Origin of the sequence: Gracilimonas tropica DSM 19535 (assembly GCF_000375425.1) — a bacterium.
In the GTDB taxonomy this organism is placed as follows: Bacteria; Bacteroidota; Rhodothermia; order Balneolales; family Balneolaceae; genus Gracilimonas; species Gracilimonas tropica.
On sequence record NZ_AQXG01000003.1, the window covers coordinates 195,384 to 222,293 of the forward strand.

Annotated in this window: 25 protein-coding genes; 20 read left to right on the forward strand and 5 right to left on the reverse strand. The window is 41.3% G+C overall.

The window, feature by feature from the left end; all coding sequences use genetic code 11:
* Window positions 1-20: 20 nt before the first annotated feature.
* From B151_RS0107335 to dnaB, 4 genes are all read left to right on the forward strand, one after another.
* Window positions 21-554: an RNA methyltransferase gene (locus B151_RS0107335; protein WP_020402967.1), complete on the forward strand. Its 534-nt coding sequence runs from the start codon at window positions 21-23 to the stop codon at window positions 552-554.
* A gap of 189 nt (window positions 555-743) precedes the next feature.
* Complete coding sequence (locus B151_RS0107340; RefSeq protein ID WP_020402968.1) at window positions 744-1,556, forward strand: uracil-DNA glycosylase; 813 nt, start codon at window positions 744-746, stop codon at window positions 1,554-1,556.
* A 48-nt stretch (window positions 1,557-1,604) separates the two neighbouring features.
* Window positions 1,605-2,153, forward strand: coding sequence for a GNAT family N-acetyltransferase (locus B151_RS0107345; protein WP_020402969.1), 549 nt, complete (start codon window positions 1,605-1,607; stop codon window positions 2,151-2,153).
* Between the two features lie 94 nt (window positions 2,154-2,247).
* Complete coding sequence (gene dnaB / locus B151_RS18190) at window positions 2,248-3,789, forward strand: replicative DNA helicase (protein WP_020402970.1); 1,542 nt, start codon at window positions 2,248-2,250, stop codon at window positions 3,787-3,789.
* 38 nt (window positions 3,790-3,827) lie between these two features.
* Here dnaB and B151_RS0107355 read toward each other — a convergent pair whose 3' ends face one another.
* The gene (locus B151_RS0107355) at window positions 3,828-4,970 is read right to left on the reverse strand and encodes a tRNA-queuosine alpha-mannosyltransferase domain-containing protein (protein ID WP_020402971.1); all 1,143 of its coding nucleotides are present in this window, start codon (window positions 4,968-4,970) and stop codon (window positions 3,828-3,830) included.
* A 169-nt stretch (window positions 4,971-5,139) separates the two neighbouring features.
* Between B151_RS0107355 and B151_RS0107360 the strand changes: the two genes are divergently transcribed.
* The 9 genes from B151_RS0107360 (at window position 5,140) to B151_RS0107400 (ending at window position 12,016) form a co-directional block, all read left to right on the forward strand.
* Window positions 5,140-5,724 carry a hypothetical protein gene (locus tag B151_RS0107360; protein ID WP_157470763.1) on the forward strand — a complete coding sequence of 195 codons (585 nt, stop codon included), beginning with the start codon at window positions 5,140-5,142 and terminating at the stop codon, window positions 5,722-5,724.
* Between the two features lie 108 nt (window positions 5,725-5,832).
* The gene (locus B151_RS0107365) at window positions 5,833-6,072 is read left to right on the forward strand and encodes a cold-shock protein (RefSeq protein WP_026166547.1); all 240 of its coding nucleotides are present in this window, start codon (window positions 5,833-5,835) and stop codon (window positions 6,070-6,072) included.
* A gap of 3 nt (window positions 6,073-6,075) precedes the next feature.
* Complete coding sequence (locus tag B151_RS0107370; protein WP_020402974.1) at window positions 6,076-6,402, forward strand: hypothetical protein; 327 nt, start codon at window positions 6,076-6,078, stop codon at window positions 6,400-6,402.
* A gap of 16 nt (window positions 6,403-6,418) precedes the next feature.
* Window positions 6,419-7,015, forward strand: coding sequence for an acyloxyacyl hydrolase (locus tag B151_RS0107375; protein ID WP_020402975.1), 597 nt, complete (start codon window positions 6,419-6,421; stop codon window positions 7,013-7,015).
* 9 nt (window positions 7,016-7,024) lie between these two features.
* Complete coding sequence (locus tag B151_RS0107380) at window positions 7,025-7,555, forward strand: peptidylprolyl isomerase (RefSeq protein WP_020402976.1); 531 nt, start codon at window positions 7,025-7,027, stop codon at window positions 7,553-7,555.
* Window positions 7,556-7,638: 83 nt separating this feature from the next.
* Window positions 7,639-9,111 carry a hypothetical protein gene (locus B151_RS0107385; RefSeq protein ID WP_020402977.1) on the forward strand — a complete coding sequence of 491 codons (1,473 nt, stop codon included), beginning with the start codon at window positions 7,639-7,641 and terminating at the stop codon, window positions 9,109-9,111.
* A 134-nt stretch (window positions 9,112-9,245) separates the two neighbouring features.
* Window positions 9,246-9,806 carry a peptide-methionine (R)-S-oxide reductase MsrB gene (gene msrB / locus B151_RS0107390; protein WP_020402978.1) on the forward strand — a complete coding sequence of 187 codons (561 nt, stop codon included), beginning with the start codon at window positions 9,246-9,248 and terminating at the stop codon, window positions 9,804-9,806.
* A gap of 85 nt (window positions 9,807-9,891) precedes the next feature.
* On the forward strand, window positions 9,892-10,437 hold the full coding sequence (locus tag B151_RS0107395) for a PH domain-containing protein (protein WP_020402979.1): 546 nt from the start codon (window positions 9,892-9,894) through the stop codon (window positions 10,435-10,437).
* A gap of 103 nt (window positions 10,438-10,540) precedes the next feature.
* The gene (locus B151_RS0107400; RefSeq protein WP_020402980.1) at window positions 10,541-12,016 is read left to right on the forward strand and encodes a phytoene desaturase family protein; all 1,476 of its coding nucleotides are present in this window, start codon (window positions 10,541-10,543) and stop codon (window positions 12,014-12,016) included.
* Here B151_RS0107400 and B151_RS0107405 read toward each other — a convergent pair.
* Window positions 12,004-12,537 (reverse strand): metallophosphoesterase family protein, encoded by a 534-nt coding sequence (locus B151_RS0107405; protein ID WP_020402981.1) that lies wholly within the window; start codon window positions 12,535-12,537, stop codon window positions 12,004-12,006. The genes B151_RS0107400 and B151_RS0107405 overlap by 13 nt on opposite strands.
* A gap of 84 nt (window positions 12,538-12,621) precedes the next feature.
* Between B151_RS0107405 and B151_RS0107410 the strand changes: the two genes are divergently transcribed.
* A complete protein-coding gene (locus B151_RS0107410; RefSeq protein WP_026166548.1) occupies window positions 12,622-13,677 on the forward strand; it encodes a glycosyltransferase family 2 protein in 1,056 nt (351 codons plus the stop codon).
* Between the two features lie 12 nt (window positions 13,678-13,689).
* Here the strand turns inward: B151_RS0107410 and B151_RS0107415 are convergent, their stop codons facing one another.
* Window positions 13,690-15,651: an aconitate hydratase gene (locus B151_RS0107415; RefSeq protein WP_020402983.1), complete on the reverse strand. Its 1,962-nt coding sequence runs from the start codon at window positions 15,649-15,651 to the stop codon at window positions 13,690-13,692.
* 75 nt (window positions 15,652-15,726) lie between these two features.
* Between B151_RS0107415 and B151_RS19460 the strand changes: the two genes are divergently transcribed.
* Both B151_RS19460 and B151_RS0107425 read left to right on the forward strand, forming a co-directional pair.
* A complete protein-coding gene (locus B151_RS19460) occupies window positions 15,727-16,344 on the forward strand; it encodes a hypothetical protein (RefSeq protein ID WP_020402984.1) in 618 nt (205 codons plus the stop codon).
* An 82-nt stretch (window positions 16,345-16,426) separates the two neighbouring features.
* Window positions 16,427-17,302, forward strand: coding sequence for a DUF58 domain-containing protein (locus tag B151_RS0107425; RefSeq protein WP_020402985.1), 876 nt, complete (start codon window positions 16,427-16,429; stop codon window positions 17,300-17,302).
* 1 nt (window position 17,303) lies between these two features.
* On the opposite strand, the gene B151_RS0107430 is transcribed toward B151_RS0107425, so the two are convergent.
* A complete protein-coding gene (locus B151_RS0107430; protein ID WP_020402986.1) occupies window positions 17,304-18,587 on the reverse strand; it encodes a peptidoglycan DD-metalloendopeptidase family protein in 1,284 nt (427 codons plus the stop codon).
* A 154-nt stretch (window positions 18,588-18,741) separates the two neighbouring features.
* Here B151_RS0107430 and B151_RS18200 point away from each other — a divergent pair, with 154 nt between their 5' ends.
* The 4 genes from B151_RS18200 (at window position 18,742) to B151_RS0107450 (ending at window position 25,122) form a co-directional block, all read left to right on the forward strand.
* The gene (locus B151_RS18200) at window positions 18,742-19,749 is read left to right on the forward strand and encodes a hypothetical protein (protein WP_020402987.1); all 1,008 of its coding nucleotides are present in this window, start codon (window positions 18,742-18,744) and stop codon (window positions 19,747-19,749) included.
* Window positions 19,749-20,744, forward strand: coding sequence for a vWA domain-containing protein (locus B151_RS0107440; RefSeq protein ID WP_020402988.1), 996 nt, complete (start codon window positions 19,749-19,751; stop codon window positions 20,742-20,744). Before B151_RS18200 ends, B151_RS0107440 begins: the two co-directional genes overlap by 1 nt.
* 90 nt (window positions 20,745-20,834) lie before the next feature.
* Window positions 20,835-24,179, forward strand: coding sequence for a transcription-repair coupling factor (mfd, locus tag B151_RS0107445; protein ID WP_020402989.1), 3,345 nt, complete (start codon window positions 20,835-20,837; stop codon window positions 24,177-24,179).
* A gap of 10 nt (window positions 24,180-24,189) precedes the next feature.
* Window positions 24,190-25,122, forward strand: a complete 933-nt coding sequence (locus B151_RS0107450; RefSeq protein WP_020402990.1) for an L-threonylcarbamoyladenylate synthase — start codon at window positions 24,190-24,192, stop codon at window positions 25,120-25,122.
* A gap of 6 nt (window positions 25,123-25,128) precedes the next feature.
* Here the strand turns inward: B151_RS0107450 and B151_RS0107455 are convergent, their stop codons facing one another.
* A complete protein-coding gene (locus B151_RS0107455; RefSeq protein WP_026166549.1) occupies window positions 25,129-26,907 on the reverse strand; it encodes an ABC transporter ATP-binding protein in 1,779 nt (592 codons plus the stop codon).
* Window positions 26,908-26,910 lie beyond the last annotated feature (3 nt).

Sequence of the window (26,910 nt, forward strand, 5' to 3'; positions counted from 1 at the left end):
TCTTAAATTGGTTATCCTTAGTGAATAAACTTACAACAAAAGAAATCCTTGAGGAAAATCTCTCCAGAACAGCACCTCATAAGCTTCGATCCCTAAAGATCCTGGTTCCTAACATCAGAAGTTTGCATAATGTTGGTTCAATTTTTCGCTCCGCAGATGCTTTTGGAATTTCTGAGATCATCCTCTCTGGATACACTCCTACCCCTCCCCGGCCTGAAATAAACAAAACAGCCATTGGGGCCGAAGAATTTGTAGACTGGCGGTACGAAAAAGATGCAAAAAAAACAGTACACCAACTTAAAGATGAAGGATATTGCATTGTTGGTTTAGAACAAACAGATGACAGCACCGACCTTCCTGACTTTGATGCAGCTGCCCCTGAAAGGATCTGTATCATTTTGGGAAGTGAAGTTTCCGGAATTGAAGAAGAACTCCTCCCCCATATTGATGAATTTGTAGCCATTCCTCAATTTGGTCGAAAGCATTCGCTAAATGTCTCTGTAGCGGCCGGTGTCGTCTTGTACGCCATGCTTGAGAAATTGTGGAATGGTTGATTTTCGATCATGAAGTCATCTATATGTCTGAACCCTAATATTGTTAAAGTTGGATACTCGACTTTTACCGACGATCAGATTTTTGGTTCAAGAATATAACTTCCTACTCGATCTGACCGATGAATTAGGAGCCAAATTTTTGATATTTCTCTGTCCCAGTCATTTTATATTTAGCAAAAACATTGCACCATGCCTGATCCTAAAGAGCTCATTGAAAAAGCCGAACGATTCCTGAAACAGCAAATGGATATGTATGGGGATTTCTCAATGAAATTTCCTGATAGTACTTCCTTAGAAAATCAGAACCTTCAAAAAAACAATAAACCTACTAAAGATCAGGTTCGCGAAGTTTCCAACAATTACCAGGTTGAAACTGGCCAGGATTCGGTTCAACCCGAAAAACCTGAAAGAGAGTTAACTAAGCAGGAGAAAATAGCAGCATGCGACACGTTAGAAGAACTCCGGACTTTATGCGAAAATGCCGATGAACTCCGCACCGACCTGGATGGAACCAATCTCGTTTTTGGCGTGGGCAATCCCAATGCAGATTTGATGATCGTTGGCGAAGCTCCCGGTTATAATGAGGATCAGCAAGGCGAACCTTTTGTGGGCGAAGCGGGTCAACTACTGGATAAGATTATGGCTGCTATTGATTTTAAAAGAGGCGATATTTACATAGCCAATATCCTGAAGCACCGGCCACCCAATAACCGAGATCCTAAACCGGAAGAACGGAAACGAAGCTTGCCTTATTTATTGCGCCAAATTGAGCTGGTTGATCCGAAAATTATTCTTTGTGTGGGCCGTGTTTCTGCAACCACGTTATTGAATGAAGACACTTCTCTGAGCAAGCTCAGGGGTAAATTTCATTCCTTCCATGGGCGAGAACTTATGGCTACTTATCACCCGGCGGCTCTATTGAGAAATAAACAATGGAAACGCCCAACCTGGGAAGATGTTCAGAAATTGAGAAAGCGATACGATGAGCTTGGCGGAAAGTGAAGTGGAAGTAAAAATTATGGATCAAAAATTGAAGATTATGCGGGGTTTATGAAAGTGACAAAAAATTCCTACCAGCTTTTAACGAACAGACTCTTCCTTCTTCCTGTGGAAGATTCCGATATTGAAAATATTTATCGCGGACTTTCTCATCCTAAGGTGATCAAACATTATGGGGTCAGTTTCAAAACATTGGAAGAAACAAAAGAGCAGATGGAATGGTATCGGCAGCTCAGAGAAAATGAAACGGGATTTTGGTGGAAAATTCTGCTGAAAGATTCTGAGGAATTTGTGGGTGCAATTGGTTTGAATGACATCAAAAAAGAACACCAGCGCGGGGAAATTGGATTTTGGCTCTTACCTGAATTTTGGGGGATAGGAATTTCAGTTGAGGCTCTGCCAAAAGTGCTTTCTTACGGATTTAAGCAATTGAATTTACATCGTGTAGAAGCTTGGGTAGATTCACAAAATGAAAGCAGCAGAAAGGTTCTTGAAAAAACAGGCTTCCATTTCGAAGGGACTCTGAAAGACTATGAGCTCAAGAATAATGAGTTCATTAACATCGACATTTTAGCCCGGATTGTGGATAACACTGTATAAAATTTGTTGAAAAGAATCTGCATTTGCATCAGATTTATACCTATTTTCAGGGTTCACTTTTTTCAAGAATTAGCAATCGGTTTTTCTTTCACACATGGCAAAAAAGAACGGCTCATCCTACAACAAATATCAGCGAGATGATTCAAAGTCCCTTGAAAAAGAAGGACGAATTCCGCCACAAGCCGTAGAAGTTGAAGAAGCCGTTTTAGGGGCTATGCTTATTGAACACGGAGCAGCTACCATTGCCCTTCAAATGCTGAAGCCCGAGGATTTCTATAAAACCGCCAACCGACACATTTTTGAAACGCTTTCTAATTTATATGAACGAGATAATCCACTTGACCTACTAACGGTTGAGAATGAACTCAAAGATAATAACCTGCTTGAGGTTTGTGGCGGGCCTACTTACCTGTCCGACTTAACCCGTTCTGTAAGTTCATCGGCAAATATCGAGTATCACGCTCAGATCATCATTGAAAAAGCGATCAAGCGTAATTTGATTCTGGCGAGCAACGATACCATTAAAGAAGCTTATGACACCACTTCAGATGCATATGATGTACTGGATCACGCCGAACAAAGTATCTTTGACCTTTCCAACCAAAAGAGCCGAAGTTCTGCCGTTCCGGTAGAAAAGTTACTGAAGGACACGCTTTCTTATCTCGAAGATCTGCGGGGTAAAGATTATGGCATTACCGGAGTTCCCACCGGCTTGGCTATTGATGATATGACGGCCGGCTGGCAAAAAGGTGATCTGATCATTATAGCGGCACGGCCATCTATGGGTAAAACAGCTTTTGTGTTAACCGCTGCACGCAATGCGGCCATGCATCCTGATGAAAATCTGCGTACTCCAATTGCTTTGTTTAGTTTGGAGATGTCGAATCAGTCTTTAGTTCAGCGTTTGTTGACAATGGAAGCGCGGGTTCGTGCCGATGAAGCTCGCAAAGGAACTTTAAAAGACGAAGATTTCCGCCGGCTTATTGATGCAGCCAGTCGCTTGTTCAGTGCCGAAATTTATATTGATGATACGCCTGCCATTAGCTTAATGGAACTTCGCACGAAATGCCGTCGGCTAAAAAGTGAAAAGGATATTGGATTGATCGTGATCGATTATCTTCAGCTTATGCAGGCCAACTCCAAAGACATTGGCAACCGTGAGCAAGAAATTGCAACCATTTCACGGGGACTAAAAGGACTTGCCAAAGAATTGGATGTTCCGGTGATTGCCCTGGCTCAGCTTTCCCGTGCGGTAGAGCAACGTGGCGGAGACAAACGGCCTCAACTTTCAGATTTGCGTGAATCAGGATCCATTGAGCAGGATGCCGATATTGTAATGTTCTTATATCGACCTGAATATTATGGAATCACTACTACCCCTGAAGGCCAGTCAACTACCGGACTTGCCGAAGTAATTATTGGAAAACAACGTAATGGTCCGGTGGGTAGTAAGATGCACTATTTCGTAAAAGAATATGCGCGATTTGAGAATCTGACTTCCGCTCAAAGTGATAATCCCATGCTGGGTGATGGCGGTGGTGGAAATAATGGTGGCCCCAGTTTAAATAATGGTGGCAACGACGGCCCTCCTCCTATGCCACACAGCCCGGCACCTGATGAAGATGCTCCCTTTTGATATCCTTCTTACCCACTCGAAGTTGGGTTTGAGCGTGCTTATGAAACGATAGAAGATTGATTAGTTTTACCTGCCTCAACCATCTCTTCAAAAAGGCGATCAAAATCTTTGATTCGCTTCGACCACTCCAAGTGCTTATTGATATTTTGCAAGGAAGATTTCGGCAGAGGCTTGGTTTTTCCGGTCAGTAAATCCTTCATGTGATGAAAAAGATCATCCTCCGTATCATATAAAACTGGAGCGTGCAACAATGGATTATGCAAACTCTCAGGGATAAGCTCAGGATAATGCAATCGGTTCGGCACCAGCGGATGACATCCGCAATAAATGGCTTCCATAATAGCTACACAGAAAAATTCATAGCTGGCTGTTGAAACTACAATATCCCCGGAATGTAGCAGCTTACTATAGTTTTCCTTGTCATCCACATATCCAAAATGAGTAATCTGCTGCCCGAATCTTTTCCAGGCTTTTTCAAACTCTTCCGGTTTTTCATGCTGAGTGTCACCGGCAAGAATCAGATCAAACTTAAGATCAATATCATTTAACCGGTTCAACACCCGAAAAAACATGGCTGGATTACGATCAAACTGCCATCGTTGGTTCCAAACGATCACCGGGTTTTCATTTTGAGAACGCGTATCCGGTTGTTTATCGAAACTTTTTAGATCCAACCCAGGGTACATAACGATACTTTTCTCACGGATCTTTTCAATGGTTCCATAATCACGGCCATCCGGAAAATTATCCAGGAATTTTGGCAAAGCATCCAAAAGATCTTCAAGGTGAAACCTGGATGAAAATAAAAGTCGGTCGGCAACCAGCATGCTCAAGTAGTTGATGTAACAATAGGTAAGATCCCGGTTCTCTCCTTCCGGAATAGGCCTCGTAAACTGATTTTCATGCATGTACATAATAACGGGCGTATGAGAGAACCGCGGATTGGTTAAGGCCATAAACGCAGGGAGATTGGTCATGCTGCTAGTTAAAAGCAGGTCAATATTCTCTTCAATGTGATTGGTCATTTCCGTCAAAGTAACCGAGTCTCCGTGCATGCGCCATTTCCAGCCTTTATAATTCAATTTGATCGGAATGATATTATGCGAAGAATTTTTTTCCAGCCCTTTTAAAAAGGCTTTATGCGATCCGCTGTAAAAAGGTTCAACCGCCAGAATGTTCATCTATATATGTTTGAAAATTAGAAATGTCAGTATAACAAATTTATGAACGAACATGATTTCTTTTAATAAAAGAGGGAACAAAAATTCCTGTTAAACATTAAAAAGTTCTAATCAATCTGTAACAGATTTCATTTTCATCACTCTTGAAATAAAAAAATAGGAGCAAATAATGGTAAAGTATCTAATGTTTTGTGTTTGCGTAGCTGCAGGATACGTCATGTATAGCTCTTTTCCGGTATCTCACGGCCCCGGCATAACTGCGCAAAATGAACCGAAAATTGACAGACTTACATGGCAAGAACCCTTCACCTTTAAAGGTGCAACTTTAGAGCCCAAAAGAATCATTGAAGCGGAAGTAAGAGTATTAGACAAAAAAAGATATTTCTTTGACCCTTTTTCACGATTCTCTCCTTCAGATTTGGTAGTTGGATGGAAAGAAATGTCAGATGAAAGGAATATAAGCTACATTTATCACACTCTTTCTGAAAGAACTTTTGAGTCAAGGTTTACCAAGTCACCCATTGAAGAAACTATGATTCAAAAGCAAAGTGATCTTTGGCACCTGATCCCGTCCACTTCGGTAATCGATGAAAAAATCAAACAACTCCGCGAAGGCCATATTATAAAAGTGCGCGGTTTACTGGTAGATGTGGAATATGATGCAGAATTTAAATTCAAAACCTCTGAAAAGCTCTCAGATCGCCCAAATAGGAATGGTTTTGTAGTTTGGATCGAGGATTTTGAGATCCGTTAGAGGTTAATTTTTAGATTTGATTGTATTCCTGCCAAAAATTATTTTCACTTAAGTACAACATACAAGTAAGATTGTATTTAAATTTTAAAATAATGAATGGGTTTTGATATGTCAGATAAGCAAAAGGGTACGGTTAAATGGTTTCATAATTCAAAAGGTTATGGATTTATAAGTACTGATACCGGCGATGATGCCTTTGTTCACTATTCCGAAATACAAGCTGATGGGTTTAAAAAACTCAGACGCGGTGAAGAAGTAGAATTCATTTTAGATGAAGGTGAAAAAGGATTACATGCCAAGGAAGTGGTTTCTCTAAATCCGGCTGAAGATCATATTGAAGAAGGTTAATTAATGAGTTGGATAAAGGATGCTGTAGTAGATGTGATCATCCTGTTGGTGATCGCAACATATGCGATCACTTTAAACGAGATCTTGCAAGTAGTTTTATGGGTTTATACCGGCTTACTCTTAATAAGCAAACTACTTGCTTTTTTTATGCCTTCATTGCAGCGCAGAGCAAATAAGTCACAGGTTCCAGAGTATATTTATCATATTATATACGCATTAACCGTTGGCATGCTTATCTTTGCACAGGATTTTTATTTTGCAGGTACTTGGGGAATTATTTGGATATTTTCGTTGATTCAAAGTATATCCTCCGGTAAAAATAAATCTTAATCCATTGAATAGATAATTGCGCAAGACCTCCCTCCTTTTTTTATTTATTGCCTTTTTTTGGGCCTCCGAAACTATTTCTGTACAAGCACAACAGAATAGAAATATCCAGTATACTTTTTGGGGTGGTTACTCTTTTACCTCCATTAAGTTTTTAGGAAAAACACAGAATTCCGAATCCCAGATTCTAGCCATCGGATTTAAACGTCAGATCAAGGAATATTCCGAACAAAAAACGTTGTGGTTTACCGCCGATCTGATTCCATATCTGCACTATTATTATCCGAAACGTGATGAGGGTGATCGATTTGTGGAACGCTCCGGTTTCGGAATTTCTCCCATAGGCTTTATGATGAAACAACACACCGATTATTTTTTTGATCCATACATCCAAACGACTGGTGGCTTGATTTATATGGAGCAAAATTTCCCAACTGATCGTGCCAGAAAGCTTAATTTTACTTTCGATATTACTGTTGGGGCAGACATTCCAATCAGTAATTTTACGGGAATTTCTTTAGGCTATAAATTTCACCATATTTCGAATGCGGAGACGGGCGATGAAAACCCCGGACTCGATTCTAACTTTCTTTTTATCACCTTTCACATACCATAGAAATTTATTATGAGTATTAAAGCAAAGATCAATACTTCAAAAGGTACTATATCCATTAAGCTATTTGCTGAACGAGCACCCAAAACGGTTGCCAATTTCATAAACCTGGCCTCCCGAGGGTTTTATGATGACCTTAATTTTCATAGGGTGATCAATGATTTTATGATACAGGGAGGCTGCCCAAATGGAGATGGCAGAGGCGGTCCCGGCTATCGTTTTGAGGATGAATTTCACGACGAGCTGATCCATGATCAACCCGGAAAATTATCCATGGCCAATGCCGGGCCCGATACGAATGGCAGCCAATTTTTTATCACTCATGTCCCTACCCCTTGGCTTGACGGAAGACACGCGGTTTTCGGAGAAATTATTTCGGAAGAAGATCAAGAGGTCGTGAACTCCATTACACAAGGTGATTCAATAGAATCGATCAACATAGAAGGTGAATACGAAGAATTGCTTCGAAAAATTGATGAAGTCCACTATTGGAATGAAACTCTCGATGAGCAGTTTGAAAACCTGAAGCCACCAAAAGTTTAGAAATACATTTTACTCGTAAACTTTTTTTATTTAGCAACGTAGTGAGTACCAAATTTTATCACTAACAAGGTATTACACACGTTATGTTTAAACGATATTTTTCTTTAGGCGTTTTTATGGCAGGAGCTCTCCTCTCCTGTACTACACTACAAGCCCAGGATACTGAAAACCTGAACTATCGAAAATGGAGGGTAACTTTATTCCCTCCATTAAGTTCAAATGGCACTAACGCAGTAGATTATACTGCCCGATATTCCATCAACCTACTGGTCGGCTATCATGGCGGATTGGATGGTGCAGAATTCGGTGGTTTGGTCAACTACAACAAATATTACGCAAATGGATTTCAGCTTGCCGGCTTAGTAAATGGCACCGGTGGTGATATGGCCGGTGTGAATATTGCGGGACTGTCAAACTTTTCTTCCGGAGATATGTCCGGTATTCAGGTTTCTGGATTAGCCAACATTTCCGGGGATAACCTGGAAGGAATCAATGCTTCCGGCCTGCTTAATTATGCAGAAGGGAATTCCAGCGGATTGCAATTTGCAGGTATAGGTAACCTGGCAAAAGGTGATATCGAAGGACTTCAGGGCGGTGGAATTTTAAACGCCTCTTGGGGAGATATTTCCGGATTACAAGTAGCTGGTGTAGCAAATATTGCCCGAAACTCAGTAGAAGGATTGCAGGTTTCCGGGGGAATAAACCTTGCGGGTGATGATCTTTCCGGATTGCAAGTATCAAGTGGGGCGAATTTAGCCTGGGGCAACATCGAAGGGTTAATGATCACAGGTGGCGTGAATGTTGCAAGAGGTGATGCCAGCGGTTTGTTGATATCAGGAGGGTTGAATATCGCCAACGAATTAAATGGAGCCTCGATCTCAGGAGGTGCAAATATTGCCAAAGAATTGACAGGACTCCAATTTGCCGGCCTTTTAAACGCATCAGAAAAGGCTACCGGACTTCAGATCGGACTCATAAACGTTGCTAAAGAATTCAATGGTGTGCCTATAGGATTGATCAGTTACTATGGAAACGGGCGTAAAAATATTGACGTCAGATTTTCTGATGGAGGCTTTACTGATCTTGGGATCACGTTAGGAACGCACAGAGTTTATAATTCAGCCATATTGGGATACAACACCCTCTTAGACAGGAATGTATACCGTATAGGACTTGCCGTTGGTTTGGAAAAAAATATTCAGGATTCCTTTAGAAACTGGCAAAACGAAACGATGTATGTAAATCAGGAATTTGCGGTCACCCATCAGTTTGAGGAAAAATGGTCTGACAGGCTCAACCTGATCTATTCCTATAAATTCTTATTAGGAAAACGGTTTGGGAATGGCTTTTCGGTCTATGGCGGCCCTTCTTTCAATGCGCAAGTCACCAGAGTAGCCGGAGCAAAAGATTACACCTGGTATAGCTTGTGGTCACCCGAATGGAAAGGACGGGACTACCGTTTTTGGGTTGGATTTACTGCAGGAATCAGATTGTTCAAGCAAAAAGCACCACAACGTTTCGAAGACGAGTTTAACAACTGGGATATTGAATGGTAATGATAATCTAATAACACAAGATTTAAAGCCACTGAGAATTCAGTGGCTTTTTTAGTTTAAGGCCAATCCGGACAAACTATTTTTTCGTAGTTAAAGTTATACTCCTGAATCTCTCAATGAATAAGTTATTAATTATGAAATATCCGTTTATTTTCGGCTCTGTTTTGGTAGTTGCGCTCGGTATCGCATTTATATTGAGTTCCATATCCCATGTGGTTGAACCTGTACAAGCTGAACCGTTTAAAGTTTCTGCTGTAGCCGATACCCTTCCCAAAGGTGAATTCCCATTCAAGAAAACCGATTCCGAATGGAAGGAAATTCTTACTGCTAAAGAATTCCGTATCTTAAGAGAAAAGGGAACTGAGTTACCTTATATAAATGAATATCATGATTTTAAAGGAGAAGGTATTTATGTATGCGGAGCCTGTGGACAAAAGTTATTTTCTTCGAAGCATAAGTATGATTCCGGGACTGGATGGCCAAGCTATTGGCGCCCTATTTCTGATTCTTTGGTTACAGAATTAGAGGATAATTCTTTCTTTATGACCAGAACAGAAATTGTTTGTTCTAATTGTGGGAGTCATATTGGACACGTTTTTGATGACGGCCCACGTCCTACCGGATTGCGATACTGCATGAATTCTGCTGCTCTCGATTTTATACCGGAAAATGAACTTTCATCAGCTCAAAACTAACGTTCAGACTTGGAACTCACCGTAACTTTATGGATAATAAGGCGTCTTTAAATAGCGCCTTTTTTTATTCACCCATACTAAGTTCATGAGTCCCAAAGCCACTATCCTTAGAAAAGCCGAATTCAATCCAAAGATCAAAACGTACATTTTGTGGTATGGTGTTTTGTTATGCACTTTCAGTGTAGTTTTGATCCCACTCATCCCATTATGGCTGCTCTTCGCTTCCATTTATTTGAACCGCTACTTTGAACGTTTGGAATGTGAGCTTACTACCCGGTCTTTGCGCTTCAAAAAAGGCTATATCTTTCAAACTGAAAGAACTATCCCTTTGGATAAGATCCAGGATCTTACATTCAAGGAAGGTCCCTTGCTAAAGTATTTCGGGTTAAGTGTCCTTAAGATAGAAACAGCCGGTAATACCGGTCAGGGCACCTCAGATCTGTCATTGATCGGCATTATTGATGCTTCTGAATTTCGTTCAATGGTGTTTGAGCAACGCGATAAAGTTACTGATAACACCGCTTCAACTTCCTCATCAGAAAACACCGACCCTGGAATTGAAATTTTGAAAGACATCAGAGACACTTTAGCCAGAATTGAAGTGAAACTAAGCTCAAACACCGATCAATAGATGATATTCGTATTTGATCTTTGTAAAAAATTCCTTGAATTCCTGTGAATGAAGTCTTCAAAAATTAAATTCATCCATTGTAAACACAATCACATGTAAACAAATGAAGATATCCATTATAGGAGCAGGAATCGGAGGATTAGCATCGGCATGTTTGCTTGCAGCCAAGGGACATCAGGTAAAAGTATTCGAAAAAAATGAGAATGCCGGTGGCAAAATGAATCAGGTTGTAGCTGAAGGCTTTAGGTTTGATACCGGCCCGAGTTTACTGACCATGCCTTTTGTTTTAGATCGGTTCTACAAAGCGTGTGGATCATCTTTGGAGAATGAACTGGAGCTGAAACCTTTGGAACCGCTCTGCACCTATTTTTATAAAGATGGTACTGTTTTCAGGAATTTTGATGGGAAGAAAAAGAATGTTGAGGAGATCAAACGAATTGCCCCGGAAGATCTAAAAACGTTTGAGCAGTTTCTGAATTATGCCGAATCTTTATACCGGAAAACTTCCGATGCTTTTATCTTTAATCCCCTTTATGACTTTTCGGATCTAAAACAGCTCGACCTGCTCAGCTTTTTTGGCATCGATGCATTTACTACCGTAAGTAAGCGTATCGATTCGATGTTTAGCTCATCCTATTTACGACAATTCTTTAAGCGTTTCACCACATATAACGGTTCCTCTCCTTTCCAGGCTCCCGCCACATTGAACGTTATTCCACATGTTGAGATCAATCTGGGAGGATACTATGTGCAAGGAGGCTTATACAAGCTCGCTGAATCTATGCTTAAATTAGCAATGTCAGCTGGCGTAGAATTTCATTTTGGAGCTGAAGTTGATCTAATCTTAACAGAGCAGAAAAAAGCCACAGGACTACAATTGAAAGATGGGAAAGTAGTTAAAAGTGACCTTGTTCTTTCTAACAGTGACGCAACAGAGACCAAAGTTCATCTTCTAAGCGATCAGGCTATATCCCAAAAAGCAAAAGAAAAAGCACGCAACATAGAACCTTCTTGCTCGGGGTATGTTCTATTACTTGGCATCGATCGTAGCTATGAACAGCTTTCGCATCATAACATATTTTTTACAGGCGATTATGAAACTGAATTCAGGCAGATCTTTAAAGAAAAAGTAATGCCAGAAGATCCAACAATTTATATTGCAAACACTTCTTATTCGGATCCCTCCCATGCTCCTAAAGGAGCGTCAAACTTGTTCATCCTGGTAAATGCTCCGTACTTATCAAAACATTATGACTGGGAACTGAATGAAGAAAAATATGGAGATAAGATCATTACCGAATTAGAGAAAAGAGGCTTAGATGAGCTTTCAGATCATATTCAATTCAGGAAAAGTATCACTCCCGTAGATTTTTATGAAAAGTACTATTCCAATAAAGGAAGTATTTACGGGACTTCTTCGAACAGCAAGTTCTCAGCATTTGTGCGACCAAGAAATAAATCGAAGGAGTTTGAGCATTTATATTTTACGGGCGGTTCAACTCATCCGGGCGGAGGAATTCCTCTCGTTGTTCAATCTGCATTCAATGCCGTTGAACTGATTGAGCGCTATGAAGACTGAGTTGCTTTTTCTGCCTTTTCTTCCTGCTCTATATCTAAATTGACTACCTCAACATTGTGGAAATTTCCGTCAACGATCTCAAATCGAATAATAGTTCGCTGCTCTTGAAAACCTTGCTTACCGGCTGCTCCGGGATTCATATATAGCATTTTGTTGTGTTCCTGATCTCGTGCTATTCTGAGAATATGAGAGTGGCCACACACAAATAGATCAGGGGGATTTTCGTCCATCTCCTTTCGAATTGGCAAACAATATCTGCCGGGAATTCCACCGATGTGCGTCATCCAGACCTTAATTCCTTCACGCTCAAAATGTTGGTGTAGAGGATATTCATTGCGAATATCCTGCCCGTCAATATTACCGTAAACCCCAACTACAGGTGCAATTTTCTTGAGTTCTTCTGCAATCTCTATGGTACCGAAATCTCCTGCGTGCCAAATCTCATCGCAATCAGAAAAATATTCGAGGACCTGTGGATCAAGGTAATTATGCGTATCTGAAATCAGCCCTATTTTGATCATACTTTTTGTATCATCTAACTTCTTTGATAAAGGAGAACAAGAAAGCGTTTTTTATTTTTTTGTTCCACTCTAATTATAAAACATTTGCAAAAAATTATTCATTCATTGAAAGGCTTTAGTATTGTCATTGTTACCTGGAATGCGCTTGAGCACCTAAAGAAGTATCTGCCTTCGGTAGCACAAACAGAGTACCCCGATTTTGAAATTATTATAGCTGATAATGCCTCCATTGACGGATCAAAAAAATGGATCAGGAAAAATTTTCCTGATATAAAGATTGCAACATTTGACGACAATTATGGTTACTGCGGTGGCAACAACAGGGCCGTACCTTTTGCGGAGAAAGAAATCCTGGTATTTTTAAATAATGATGTTAGAGTTAGCAGTGATTGGCTTCATGGCCTCAATGCTGCTTTTAACAACTCGGAAGTGGCTGCCGCACAGCCAAAATTGAGAGCCGATCTCCAGCCTGATTATTTTGAATATGCCGGTGCAGCCGGAGGCTTCATTGACCAATACGGTTATCCTTTTTGCCGGGGAAGGATCTTTGAAGAAGTGGAATTAGACGAAGGCCAATATGATGACAAAGCTAAAATCTTTTGGGCCTCAGGTGCCGCTTTGGCTGTGCGCAAAGATCTGTTTTTAGAATCGGGTGGTTTCGATGAAGATTTTGAATTTCACATGGAAGAAATTGACCTTTGCTGGCGCTTACAAAATCAGGGACATTCCATTGTTTATACTCCCTCAAGCCTAGTTTATCATTTAGGCGGTGGGTCATTGCCCATGGGATCCCCACGAAAAGTTTATTACAACTTCAGAAACAGCCTGTTCATGTTGTGGAAAAATTATTCTTCCGTAAACCTTCGCAAACGGTTTATCATTCGTGTATTGCTTGACATCGTTGCTGCATGGAAAGCATTACTGAGCGGAAAACCCAAAGAGTGGACTGCTATTGCAAAGGCACATATACATTTTCTTCTGAAGATGGGCAAGATCAACAGAAAACGAAAGGAACTACAGCAGAAAAGAGTTTCTCATAATGATCCGGAGACGATGATGAGGTTGAGCATTATTTGGAAACATTTTGCTAAAGGCCTTTCCCGATTTCAAGACCTTCCCAAAAAATACCTTGCGAAATAAGAGTTTTTAGATCTAAGAAGCTTTTTTCTTTTTGAAAGTGTTGATCACGCCTCCGTCAAGAATGGCTTCTCTTTGCCTTTCACTTAAACTGTGCTTCACTTCATATTTTGTACCTTTTGTGACATTGATCAACTCAGCAGAATTTCCGGTTTCTATACTTTGGCGAATGTTTTCTACCCTTAGAATATCTCCCTGATCTATTTCATCGTAATCTTCAGGATTCACAAATTCGAACGGTGGAATTCCAAAATTAACCAGGTTTTGCCATCCTATGCGGGCATAACTTTTGGCTACAGCGGCTTTCTGTCCCAGGTACCTCGGAGCAATAGCAGCATGTTCCCTGCTGGAACCCTGCGCATAATTCTCTCCGGCTACTACCACGTGACCGCCATACTCGTCCCTGGCTTCCATTGCCCTTTCATAAAAATTATCATCAATCACGGTGAAAGAAAATTTACTGATCTCAGGTATATTGCTTCGAAAAGGAAGTACTTCTGCCCCGGCCCTCAAGATCTCATCAGTAGATATATTATCATCCATTTTAAGGAGAACGGGCACTTCAAAATCCTGCAGTTCTTCAAAGTCGGGCATGGTTGAAATATTTGGCCCTTTTTTAATTTCAACATCTTTTCCATTCTCAACGGGTTTTTTGAGCATCTCTTTGTTGACAATATATTTAGAGGGTTCTTTGAACTCAGGATAACTCATTCCAAAAAGATCTTCCAGATCACGCGGATCAGTTATCTTACCGGTAAGGGCGGATGCTGCCGCAGTCTCTGGGCTCACCAAAAATACAGAATCTTCGGGCGTACCAGAACGATCCGGAAAATTACGCGGTACGGTTCGCAGACTGTTTCTGCCGGTTGCGGGTGCTTGCCCCATTCCAATGCAACCATTGCAACCCGCCTGATGAATTCGAGCCCCTGATTGCACTAAATGAAACATTACATCATGCTTAACCATATTCTCGATGATCTGCCTTGAAGTTGGGTTGATGTCAAAAGAAACCTCATCATGAGCCGTTTTGTCTTTGACGATCTCAGCAGCAATCCAAAAATCCCTGTATCCGGGATTTGCTGAAGAGCCTATGTACGATTGATAGATTTCCTTACCCTCAACTTCTCGCACTTTTACCACATTTCCCGGACTGCTTGGCAATGCAATCATGGGCTCAAGGGTACTCAGATTCAATTCATCATGTACGTCATATTCCGCACCTTCATCTGCGGTGAGTTTCTGGAATTCATTTTCTCTGTTATTCTGTTTCATGAACCGTTTCACCTCATCATCAGCTGGAAAAACAGTAGTGGTAGCACCCATTTCGGTTCCCATATTGGCGATCACATGACGATCCATTGTGGAGAGCGAATCTAATCCCGGACCATAATATTCAATCACCATACCACGAGCGCCTTTTACATCATAACGGCGCAGCATTTCAAGGACCACATCTTTTGCACTTACCCAATCGGGAAGTTTTCCGGTCAGTTTCACCCCTAAAACCTTGGGCATTTTTAAATACATCGCTTCTCCGGCTATAGAAAATGCAACATCAAGTCCACCAGCACCCAATGCAAACATTCCCATGCATCCGTTGGCAGGAGTATGGCTGTCGGAGCCTGCTAAGGTGCGTCCCGGTCGCGCAAAGTGTTCCCCATGTACGGCATGGCTTACGCCATTTCCCGGCCTGCTGTACCAAATACCAAAGCGATCAGCAGCTGATTTCAGGAACAGATGATCATCCGGATTCTTGTAATCCGTTTGAAGCAAGTTATGGTCCACATACTGGCAGGATAGTTCGGTTTTAGCTTCATCCAGTTCCATTGCTTCCAATTCAAGCATCACCAGTGTTCCGGTTGCATCCTGGGTCAACGTCTGGTCGATCCTGATACCAATTTCCTCACCGGGATTCATCGCTCCTTCAATTAAATGGCTCTGAATTAATTTCTGGGTAACATTAAGTGCTTTACTCATATCAGTAAAAGTTGTTCAATATTTCATTAATCACTACTATTTCAACTCGATTACATTCAAAATGATTCAATACGTATGCAGATCGACTATGAGATCTTGTTAGATAAATCGTTGCCTTACATAAAGAAATGGTGGTTTTCGGTGGTCTGTATTCCTTTTTGTCTCACGCTGGCAGATCAATATTGGATGGCCTTAAAATGGGAGATCTCTTTTTCCTGGAGGTACGACTACCCTTTTTTCCTTTCTCCTTTCTTTTTCCTGATCGATAATTTCCTGCTGATCATCCATGAGGCCGGACATACCTTTTTTGGTTTCCTGGGTTCGAGATTCATCACCATACTTGGGGGCACTTTATTTGAAATACTGCTCCCTTTTTTGATTTTTATATATGGTTGGTGGAACTATCACCGGTTTGTAGCGCAGTTAGGTTTGCTTCTAACAGCTTTTGCCTGGATCGAATCAGCAGCGTATGCAGCCGATGCCCTGGAACGCAGAACGCCGCTGATAGGAAATCTTCCCAAATCATCACACGACTTCTATAATCTTTTTTCCATGCACGGTGCTTTAGATTCTTATATGTTCTTTGCTTGGCTTATGTATTTCATCGGCATTGTCACCCTCCTCCTGTTCCTGGTCTACCCCTTCATAGAAAAAGAACAATACGCCTATGTTGACATTGAGATGGATCTGTGATTCGGTTCTCAAATATTTACGAATCAGGTTCTTTATTGAAAATGCCATTTCTTATCTTCGCGGTAATAAAAAATGAGACGTTATGATCCCAAAGGAAATTCTTAAAAAGATTAAAAAGCTTGAGATACAAACAAAGGGTATTGTAAACACCCTGTTTGGCGGGGAGTATCAGTCCGCTTTTAAAGGCCGCGGAATGGAATTTTCGGAGGTACGTGCTTATACCTACGGAGATGATATCCGGCAGATTGATTGGAACGTAACCGCACGAACCGGTGACCCATTCATTAAGGTGTTTGAAGAAGAGCGCGAACAAACCCTTATGCTTTGTATCGACATCTCTCAAAGCGGAACCTTTGGCAGCAAGAATCAAAGTAAGATGGATCTTGCCATTGAATTGTGTGCAGTGCTGGCTTTCAGTGCTATTAAAAACAGTGACAAGGTGGGATTGGTTTTATTTAGTGATCACATTGAAAAGGTGGTCCCGCCTAAAAAAGGCCGCACACATGTATTACGTTTAATCAGAGAGTTATACACTACCAAACCAACAGGAACGGGCACGGATATTGGGGATGCTCTTTCCTATATCAATCGGCTGTTAGATCGAAGAGCTATTGTTGTACTTACCTCCGACTTTCAGGACAAAGAATTTGATAAACAACTGCGTATTACAAATCAAAAGCATGATTTGGTAAGTATTTTGATCAATGATCCGCTGGAAGACGAACTGCCAGACCTTGGCCTTGTCAAGATCAGAGATGCTGAAACCGGACAAAAGAAACTAATCGATACTTCAAGCCAAAAAGTGCGTAAAGCGTATAAGATTCGCCGTTTGGAACAAAAAGCACATCTTCACGATAAATTATTGAAAATGAAAATCGATGCGGTCGAAGTTCAAACCAATGAATCTTATGTGAAGCCGTTGATGAATTTTTTTAAACGAAGAGTGAACCGATACTGACCTAAAGTGAGGCTACAGCTGAAGGATTTTCTTCTTCATTTAATAGGCTTAGTCGCTCCTGCAGCACTTTTACTTTTTTGCGAAATGTATCCAGATCTTCTCCCTGAAGTGCTTTTGAAGGAGGCAGGTCTACCGTTAGCGGATTCACGGGCTGACCATTTTTATAGATCCTGTAATCAAGATGAACACCGGTTACACGGCCTGTTTTTCCTACATACCCTATAACTTGGCCTTGTTTCACACGCATTCCACTTCGTATTCCTCTCGCAAAGCCATTCAGGTGTAGATAAGCTGTGGTATACGTGCTGTTATGGCGAACTTTAACAATATTTCCATTAGCACCACGATATTGTGCCTCTATAATTTCTCCATCACCCACAGAGAGAACAGGGGTTCCTTGTGGTGCGGCATAATCTACACCGTAATGAGGAATTCGTCGTTTTAAGACCGGATGAAAACGATTGTGAGAAAATCCGGAACTGATACGCTGAGAGAATTTGAACGGAGCTTTTAGCAAAGCCTTTTGGACGCCATTACCTTCACTGTCGTAGAAACCGGCAGTCTCATCTCCATCATAATAAAAAGCGTCATAGCTCTGATCTTTACTGGTGAACTCAGCGGCTACAATATCACCGATACCAAAAAATTCACCGTCGACAAATTGTTCTTCATAGATCACTTTAAAATGATCGCCGGGATATAACCGGAAAAAATCGATCTGCCATGCAAAGATTTCGCTAAGTCGCAGCCCCAATAAGGTAGAAACATCTTTCTCCATCAATGTCTCATAAAGTGAAGACTCGATCACACCGGCGGTTTGAGCTATCTTTGTGGTAATTTCTTTTCTGCCGGTTGAAACCGAAATGTCATCTTCCCAATCAAAAACAACATATTCTAAAGAATTTGCATGCAAAATCAATCGGTGAGCACCTTCTTCATTTTTGTAAGCAAGATATTTTTGTCCCGGCTTCACCCGGTTACTTTGAAAAATACCCTTAGACTTTTGGTTGATCTCATAAATAGTTTGAGGCGACACATCCAAGTCTCTTAAAATCAGGTATAAACTTTCATTTCTCTTTACTTTACCCTCTTCCACTTCCATGTTCATTCTGTTGAAGCCGTAGCTATCCAGTTCTACATCTTCAGTTATCTCAACCATATTTTCGGAAGAGATAGTAAGATTAGGTATTGGTTTTTCTTTGTTTACTTGAAATGCAATGGCAACAGAAATCAGAATCAAACATAAAGATATCCCAATTCCCCGTAGTAAGTTTTTCTTAGACATGTAAAGGCTGTAGATTTTTTAGTCGTGAAATGATAAGAATTAATAGGTTTTTTTCATAAATCTTAATTTGTGAGAGTTTTGTAAAACATTTACATCACTTTGTTTTATTTTCAGTCCTCATCACAAACGGTAATTATTCAGCAAAATAAATTTAATGAACATCACCTTTCTGAAGTCATTGCAACTACGGCTACTGACTTTATTGGTTTCAAGTTTATGTTTTTCTGCGGCCTCTGCTCAGAACCTGAATACCCACACCGATACGGATTCAGTTTCAGTAGGTGATATCTTCAATTATTCTATTTCATTGAAACTTGATCAGGAATATCAAGCCATCCAATTTCCTGATACAGCTCTATTTCCCACTTCTTTGGAACTAGTGAACAGGCAAAGATTCAGAGTTTCTGAGTTTGCAGACAGTATAAGTTATCAGTTCCAATATTTTGATAATGATGATGTTCAAATCCCACCCTTAGAGGTCACTTTGATCTCAGAATCCGACTCTGTCATCTTAAAAACACAACCTGTTACCTTATTTTTTAAAAACGTGGTTGCCGAAGGTGATACCACTTTAAAGCCCATGCGACCTAATTTTAAATTTCCTAAGCCCTGGTGGCCGTGGATATTGGCAGCCATTGCGCTCGCTGCATTTCTTATTTGGTGGTTTAAATTCAGATCACAGCCGGAAAGCGAACCGGAAAAAACTGCAGTTACTATTGAGCCTTTTTACAATCCTTTAGAGGCATTGGAAAAACGGCTTGCAGAGGTTAAAGAGCATTCCAATATCGCAGTAACAAAAGATTTCAAAGGATTTTATAGTGAAGTTGGTGATGCAATTCGGGCATATTTCGAAGAATTGTATAACATCCCAGCCCTTGAATCCACTTCAACGGAATTACTCCGCTATCTGGATGCATACGGCGTTGATGAAAATCTGATCGAGAAAACCAGAACAGTTCTGAGAAAAGCCGACCTGGTAAAATTTGCGAAATTCACACCTACTTTAGATGACGCCAGGAATACCTTAGATGAAGCATTTGCTTTTGCAAATAGAGCTAAGTTGGCCGATTCTGCACGTATTTCCCGTTTACGTGCTCAGTATAACGCCCGGATTGAGCAGTTACATGAAGAGGATGAAGGCAGAAAACAGGAGGAATCGTAATGGAATTTGCTAATCCACAATGGTTTTGGGCGTTATTGATCCTTCCTTTGATGATCGGGGTATACCTGTACCGGTATTTTTCTGACCGGGAGACGTCCTTTACTTTTTCATCCTTGAATTTGTTAAGCGACATTCCCGGAAACTGGAAAGCGCAGTTACATTGGCTGCAGGCCGCTTGTTTTTGGGGGGGAATTGCTTTGTTGATCGTTGCCCTTGCACGTCCTCAGGAGCGTCTCACAACCGTTGAACGTAATGCCGAAGGTATAGATATTGTGTTGGTGCTCGACCTTTCCACATCCATGCGGGCTGAAGATCTTAAACCCAACCGATTTGATGCTGCACGACAGGTAGCCAAAGACTTTGTTGATAAAAGACAATCAGATCGTATTGGATTGGTTACCTTTGCTATGAAAAGCTTCACGGTGGTACCTCCAACCCTGGATTATCGTTTGCTCAAAAATCTGATCGATGAGCTTGAAATGGGCATTATTGAAGACGGTACCGCTATAGGAATGGGTATAGCGACGGCTATTAACCGCCTCAAAGACAGCGATACAGAAAGTAAAGTGATCATATTGCTGACGGATGGGCAAAATAATGCCGGTGAAGTTGACCCTGTAACTGCGGCAGACCTCGCTGCAACCTATGGCATTAAAATATATACCATTGGTGCCGGTACAAGAGGAACCGCTCCCTATCCTATCCAGGATCCCATTTTTGGAAGAAGGTATCAAAATGTGCAGGTGAACATTGATGAAGAGATGCTTACCAGCGTAGCAGAATTAACCGGCGGTCGATACTTCCGGGCAACTGATGCTGAAGAACTTCAGAATATCTATGCCGAGATCGATGCCCTTGAAAAAACAGATGTAGAAGAATTGATCTATACCGATTATAAAGATCTTTATGTCCGCTTTCTTTCCATTTCGTTAATCTTATTTTTATCGGGATTTATACTCAAAAAAACCGTGTTAAGCGGTGTTGAAGACTATTGATCATAATACTTCAATAATTTCTCTTTATTGCCAATAGAACTGAAATGGGCTTATCTTTAAAAGATAAATTTAGCTTTTCAAAATTAATTTATGAGTCTGACTTTTATACGGGAACAGCTTCAAAAGAATGGTGTTTTCGATCATGTTTATGATCGACTTTCCCAAGAGAATTCCTTAACCCTCAAGAAAAGTATCGGGGCTTTAAACAGCTTTCTGCTTGCCGAGCTTTCATTGAAAAAGTCCACCCTTTTGGTGCTGTCAGAAACAGACGAAGGTGCTCGATTCTTAAAAGCTGATCTTGAGGTTATCACTGATGATAAACCCATCATATTCTTTCCTTCTTCAAATCGAAAACCTTATGACCAGCAACAACTTAAGGATACCAGCTTATTAGTACAGCGGTCAGAGGCATTGCAAGCTATTTCGGATCATACGGATAAGATCGTCATTACTTCGGTTGAGGCTATCAACGAAAAGATTGCTCCTCCCTCTGCTTTGGATGAGGTAAGCTTGCTGATAAAAAAAGGGGAAGAATTCGAGTTAGAACAATTAAAAGCTGAACTTGTTGGCCAAGGATATAATCCTGTCAAGTTTGTTGACGAACCCGGTGAATTTGCGATTCGCGGAGGTATTCTTGATGTATTTCCCTATTCCGGCGAATATCCTCTTCGGCTGGAATTTTTTGGTGATGAAGTAGATACTATTCGGGAGTTTGACGCTGATTCTCAACGTTCTATAGCTTTTCTGAATGAAGCTCGGATCATTCCGGATCTTACAAACCTCCCTGAAAAAGAGAAATCTTCTTTCCTCTCTTATTTCAACGAAGAAACGCTGCTTGTTACTTCCGGTAGAGACGTAATTCTATCAAAGATCGCAGAATATTACTCAAAAGCTGAAGATGCCTACGATGATCTTGAAAAAAAAGAAGATTTTCCTTTGCCTGAAGATCAGTATCTATCTGAGCCCGCTTTTGAAGAAGAAATAAAAACTTTTACTCACCAACTTTTTGTGGGTGATGTAGGTGCTCTTGAATCTGATTCCAAAACACTTACCCTGCAGACAAAGCCTCAGCCTGATTTTCACGGCAATTTCAAGCTGCTAAGGGATGACATCAGCAAAAATTCCAAAGCGGGAATTTCAACCGTAATCCTTTGTGACAATGAAGGTCAGCGGGAACGTTTTGATGAATTATTAGGAGAAGCCAGTCAGGATTTCAAATACAGGTTGGTTGTGCAGACGTTACATGAAGGTTTTGTTTATGAACCTGCCGGGATTGCTGTTTATACTGATCATCAAATCTTCAATCGTTATCACCGGCCAAAGACCAAGCGACGACGATTTCATGGGGGTATCTCATTCAAGGAATTGAAAGATCTGAATCGCGGTGATTTTGTAGTTCATGTTGATTATGGGATCGGGAAGTTCATGGGCTTCAAAAAGATCAATGTGAAAGGCTCTGAGCAGGAAGTGGTGGTTTTACAGTACAAAGACGACTCCACGCTGTATGTGAATGTTACCAGCCTTCATAAACTCCAGAAATACTCCGGTAAAGAAGGAACAGCACCCCGTATTACCAAGCTTGGATCAGGCGCCTGGGCCCGGAAAAAGGCTCAGACGAAGAAGAAGGTCAAAGATATTGCCAGAGAGCTTATCCAGTTGTATGCCAAGCGTAAAGCTGAAACAGCACACAATTTTTCTCCAGATAATGAATGGCAAATTGAGATGGAAGCGAATTTCCAGTTTGAAGAAACGCCCGATCAGCATGATGCCATAGTTTCTGTAAAAGAGGATATGGAAAGTGAGCATCCTATGGATCGTTTGGTGTGCGGTGATGTTGGCTTTGGAAAAACGGAAGTAGCTGTCCGGGCTGCTTTCAAAGCTGTACTTGATCATAAACAAGTAGCGGTGTTGGTTCCCACAACAATATTGGCTGAACAGCACGCCAAAACCTTCATCAAAAGAATGAAACAATTTCCGGTTAAGGTGGAGGCTCTGTCCCGGTTTCGTTCTTCCAAACAGCAAAAAGAGTCTATCCAAAAGCTAAAAGCCGGTGAACTTGACATCGTGATCGGAACGCACCGGTTACTGTCAAAGGATGTAGAATTCAAAGACCTGGGATTGATCATTGTAGATGAAGAGCAACGATTTGGAGTGGCTGCAAAAGAAAAACTGAAGAATTTCAGAGCCTCGGTAGATGTGTTAACACTCACCGCTACGCCGATCCCCAGAACGCTTCAGTTTTCGTTGATGGGCGCTCGCGATTTAAGTGTGATCAACACCCCTCCTCCCAACCGGCAGCCTGTATACACCGAAATTCACAGCTTTGATGAAGAACTGATCCGAGATGCGATTCTTCAGGAGATCTCACGGGGTGGACAAGTATTCTTCATCCATAACCGCGTCAAGAACATTCAGGAGATTGCAGAGATGGTCCGCAGACTCGTGCCGGATATCCGGGTGCGGGTGGGACACGGACAGATGAGTGGGAGTCAGCTCGAAAAAATTATTGGTGATTTCTATCATCACAAGTTTGATGTACTGGTTTCCACAAATATTGTTGAGAACGGAATTGATATATCAAATGCGAATACCATCATTATAAATCAGGCAAATAATTTTGGTTTGGCTGAATTACACCAGCTTCGTGGACGTGTAGGAAGATCTGACCGAAAGGCATTCTGTTACCTCATCACAAGTCCTATTAGAACGCTGAGCACTGAAGCGCGAAAGAGGTTGTTGGCACTTGAAGAATTTTCAGACCTTGGTTCCGGATTTAATATTGCCATGCGGGATCTTGACATTCGCGGAGCCGGTGATATTCTCGGAGCTGAGCAAAGCGGTTTTATCAATGACATTGGTTTCGATCTTTACACCAAGATTCTCAATGATGCAGTAAAAGAACTGAAGCAATCAGAATTCAGCGATATGTTTGACGATGTTGAGATCGATCCTGAATTACCCGAAACTATCATTGAATTCGATGAGACTGCACTTCTTCCACAGGATTATGTCTCAGATAATGTAGAGCGGTTAAATCTTTACCGAAAGCTTTCTGAGGCTAAAAACGAAGAACATATCAAAGAATGGAAAGAAGAGATCAAAGATCGGTTTGGGCCTGTTCCTAAAGAAGCCGAATTCTTAATCCTTGCAAGCAAAGCCAAGCTGTTTGCTTCCAAAAATTTCTTTACCAAGGTAACCGTCCGGGCCGATCGTATGTGGCTGGTTTGTCCAAAACAAGATTCTGAAATGGGAAAATCCTTTTTTGATTCGGGTCGGTTTCATGAAGTATTAGAAAAATTGGAAGTGTCCAAAAAAGGCAAATTTCAAGTTATACAAAAAAAAGACACTGTACGCTTTGTAGTGCAGGATATTCCTCATCTTGAAGCTGCTGTTGAATATCTTCGAACGCTGGTGCAAGAAGAGGTTCCGGCCTGATATCTGACGCATGAATTTAGATCAATACATACAACTAATAAAAGCCGGTGAAATAGTCGCATTCCCAACAGAAACCGTATATGGACTCGGTGCGGATGCCTGGAATCCATCTGCCATCCAAAAAGTGTTTGAAACAAAAGGCCGCCCGGCCGACAATCCCCTCATCGTTCATATTTCAAATCAGGATCAGGTTTTTGACTTCGTTGAGAAGATACCGGAGCGGGCTAAAAAATTGATGGATGCTTTTTGGCCGGGACCACTCACCATTGTGCTTCAAAAAAAACCAAAAGTATTAGATCTGATCACCGCCGGACTTGATACCGTTGCTATTAGAATGCCGGATCATCCCATTGCGAAGTCATTTATTGCTCAGACCGGTCCATTAGTAGCTCCAAGTGCAAACAGATCCGGACGACCCAGCCCAACTAAAGCTGAACATGTGAGAGCAGATTTTGGAGCGAAGTTCCCGGTGATAGATGGAGGAGCAACAGAAGTCGGCTTGGAATCCACGGTTGTTGATTCAAGCGGAGAACAAATAGTGATCCTTCGACCTGGAAAAATCGGCCTTTCTGATCTTGAACCTGTTTTAGGAGAAAAAGTAGCGATCGCCTCAAAAGCAGATTCGGAAGTACCGAAAAGTCCCGGACAGAAATATTCCCATTATAAACCCCAGGCTGCCGTTTATTATGGTGAAATAGATTCAATAATGAGAGAGAATCTTTATTTAGTACAAACAGATACGATTGGAAAAGAGAAAAATGTCATCAATTATAAAGGAGATCTGATCAGATTTTCTAAAGAACTTTATGACCGCTTTCGTCAGGCAGACCTGGAGGGGTACAACTCTATTTTCATTGAGAATATAGATGCATTTAGTAAGAAAGCTCCGGCTTACTACGCTGCCCTGCTGAATCGAATTGAAAAAGCTTGCTCAAATAAATAATGGCATTTATTCTCCGGGAATCAGCTGATCTTTATACTGTAGCTCATAGAGTTTTTTATAAATCCCTTCATCTTTAAGAATGAGCTCTTGATGACTTCCGGACTCCCGTACCTTTCCCTTATGCATTACCAAAATTGTATCCGCGTGTTGGATGGTTGACAGACGATGAGCAACCACTATTGAGGTCCTTCCTTCCATCATCAGCCTGCTGGCCTCCGTTACCAGGGCTTCTGTTTCAGAATCCACACTTGATGTAGCCTCATCGAGTATCAGGATCTCAGGATCATAAACCAATGCCCTGACAAAACAAATTAGCTGTCTTTGTCCCATGGATAAAGAAGCTCCCCGCTCCTGAAGAACGTAATCATACTTTTCAGGCAACTTTTCGATAAAACGATGCGCTTCTACTTTGTGAGCCGCCTCTACCACCTGCTCACGAGTTATATTCTGATTACCAAGGGTGATGTTCTCTAATATGGACCCGGAAAATAGAGCATTATCCTGTAGAACGAGCCCAAAATGAGAGCGAAGATCTTTTAAAGTGAGGTCGCGTATGTCAACTCCATCAATCTTGATGCTGCCTTTTTCGATATCATAATATCGCAATAATAAATTGATGATCGTTGTCTTTCCGGCTCCGGTAGCTCCTACTATTGCAATATCCTCACCTGGTTCCGCAGTAAAAGAAACATCCTTCAATACGTAATCTTCTTCTTCGTTGTACTTAAACCAAACATTTTGAAACTCGATCTTCCCTTTTGGATCGGTGATCTTTTTGGGATTTTCAGTTTCCACAACTTTAGTCTCTGTATCCAACACATTAAATATTCGTTCGGATGAAGCCAAAGCCGATTGCAATGTATTGAACTTCTCCGAAAGTCCCTGAATGGGCCGGAAGAATTGCCGTGCATACTGTATAAAAGCTACCAATACGCCAAAGGTTACGCCATCCATAAGAGCTCTGGCCCCACCATACCAAACGATCAGCGCCATGGCCAAACTTGCGGTAACTTCTACGATAGGCCAGAATATGGCAAAGTAAAAAATGGTTTCGATGTAAGCATCCCTATGACCGGCGTTGATCTTCTCAAACTTTTCTTTCTGTTTTTCTTCGCGGTTGAAAAGCTGCACCACATCCATCCCATTGATGTGCTCCTGAACGAAAGAATTAAGCTGGGCGATCTTGTCCCGAACTTCCAAAAAAGTAACCCTGACTTTTGCCTTAAACCAGAAAGTTGCGTAAAAAAGGATAGGTAATACCGTAAGCGTTACCAGGGTGAGTTCCCAGTTCATGGAAAACATGAAGTACAGGATAAAGATGATCCTGAACATATCTCCGATGATAGTAACCACCCCATCCGAGAGCAACTCGCTGAGGGCCTCAATATCACTGGTAGTTCGGGTGATCAACCTTCCAATTGGGTTCTTATCAAAAAACTGAACATTCAGGTTTTGGATCTTTTCGAATACCGTATTACGGAGTGAATACAACGAATTTTGCCCAAACCAACGAGTGATGTACGTATTAAATACCAGCAAAATAAATTCGCCTAATAATGCTCCACCTAATAATGTGATGATCCACCAAAGACCTTCAAAGTCATCGGTTGCTATATATTCATCAACTGCAATTTGAGTGAGCTTTGGACGTATAGTACCCAAATAAGCTGCTGATAGCGTTAAAACTACAGCCAGAATAACGTACCATCTGTAAGGTCTCAGAAAAAAATAAAGCCGCCGAATCAAAGTTCTGTCGACGGCTTTAGCGTTAGATTTATTACTCACTTC

What these genes read in the sequence shown, in the direction of transcription:
- B151_RS0107360 (WP_157470763.1), top strand. Translation starts at nt 5,140, where the DNA reads ATGGTAAAGTATCTAATGTTTTGTGTTTGCGTAGCTGCAGGATACGTC.
- B151_RS0107345 (WP_020402969.1), top strand. Translation starts at nt 1,605, where the DNA reads ATGAAAGTGACAAAAAATTCCTACCAGCTTTTAACGAACAGACTCTTC.
- B151_RS0107430 (WP_020402986.1), bottom strand. Translation starts at nt 18,587, where the DNA reads ATGTCTAAGAAAAACTTACTACGGGGAATTGGGATATCTTTATGTTTG.
- B151_RS0107385 (WP_020402977.1), top strand. Translation starts at nt 7,639, where the DNA reads ATGTTTAAACGATATTTTTCTTTAGGCGTTTTTATGGCAGGAGCTCTC.
- B151_RS0107415 (WP_020402983.1), bottom strand. Translation starts at nt 15,651, where the DNA reads ATGAGTAAAGCACTTAATGTTACCCAGAAATTAATTCAGAGCCATTTA.
- dnaB (WP_020402970.1), top strand. Translation starts at nt 2,248, where the DNA reads ATGGCAAAAAAGAACGGCTCATCCTACAACAAATATCAGCGAGATGAT.
- B151_RS0107450 (WP_020402990.1), top strand. Translation starts at nt 24,190, where the DNA reads ATGAATTTAGATCAATACATACAACTAATAAAAGCCGGTGAAATAGTC.
- B151_RS0107355 (WP_020402971.1), bottom strand. Translation starts at nt 4,970, where the DNA reads ATGAACATTCTGGCGGTTGAACCTTTTTACAGCGGATCGCATAAAGCC.
- B151_RS0107400 (WP_020402980.1), top strand. Translation starts at nt 10,541, where the DNA reads ATGAAGATATCCATTATAGGAGCAGGAATCGGAGGATTAGCATCGGCA.
- B151_RS0107440 (WP_020402988.1), top strand. Translation starts at nt 19,749, where the DNA reads ATGGAATTTGCTAATCCACAATGGTTTTGGGCGTTATTGATCCTTCCT.
- B151_RS0107425 (WP_020402985.1), top strand. Translation starts at nt 16,427, where the DNA reads ATGATCCCAAAGGAAATTCTTAAAAAGATTAAAAAGCTTGAGATACAA.
- msrB (WP_020402978.1), top strand. Translation starts at nt 9,246, where the DNA reads ATGAAATATCCGTTTATTTTCGGCTCTGTTTTGGTAGTTGCGCTCGGT.
- B151_RS0107405 (WP_020402981.1), bottom strand. Translation starts at nt 12,537, where the DNA reads ATGATCAAAATAGGGCTGATTTCAGATACGCATAATTACCTTGATCCA.
- B151_RS19460 (WP_020402984.1), top strand. Translation starts at nt 15,727, where the DNA reads ATGCAGATCGACTATGAGATCTTGTTAGATAAATCGTTGCCTTACATA.
- B151_RS0107380 (WP_020402976.1), top strand. Translation starts at nt 7,025, where the DNA reads ATGAGTATTAAAGCAAAGATCAATACTTCAAAAGGTACTATATCCATT.
- B151_RS18200 (WP_020402987.1), top strand. Translation starts at nt 18,742, where the DNA reads ATGAACATCACCTTTCTGAAGTCATTGCAACTACGGCTACTGACTTTA.
- mfd (WP_020402989.1), top strand. Translation starts at nt 20,835, where the DNA reads ATGAGTCTGACTTTTATACGGGAACAGCTTCAAAAGAATGGTGTTTTC.
- B151_RS0107370 (WP_020402974.1), top strand. Translation starts at nt 6,076, where the DNA reads ATGAGTTGGATAAAGGATGCTGTAGTAGATGTGATCATCCTGTTGGTG.
- B151_RS0107395 (WP_020402979.1), top strand. Translation starts at nt 9,892, where the DNA reads ATGAGTCCCAAAGCCACTATCCTTAGAAAAGCCGAATTCAATCCAAAG.
- B151_RS0107365 (WP_026166547.1), top strand. Translation starts at nt 5,833, where the DNA reads ATGTCAGATAAGCAAAAGGGTACGGTTAAATGGTTTCATAATTCAAAA.
- B151_RS0107340 (WP_020402968.1), top strand. Translation starts at nt 744, where the DNA reads ATGCCTGATCCTAAAGAGCTCATTGAAAAAGCCGAACGATTCCTGAAA.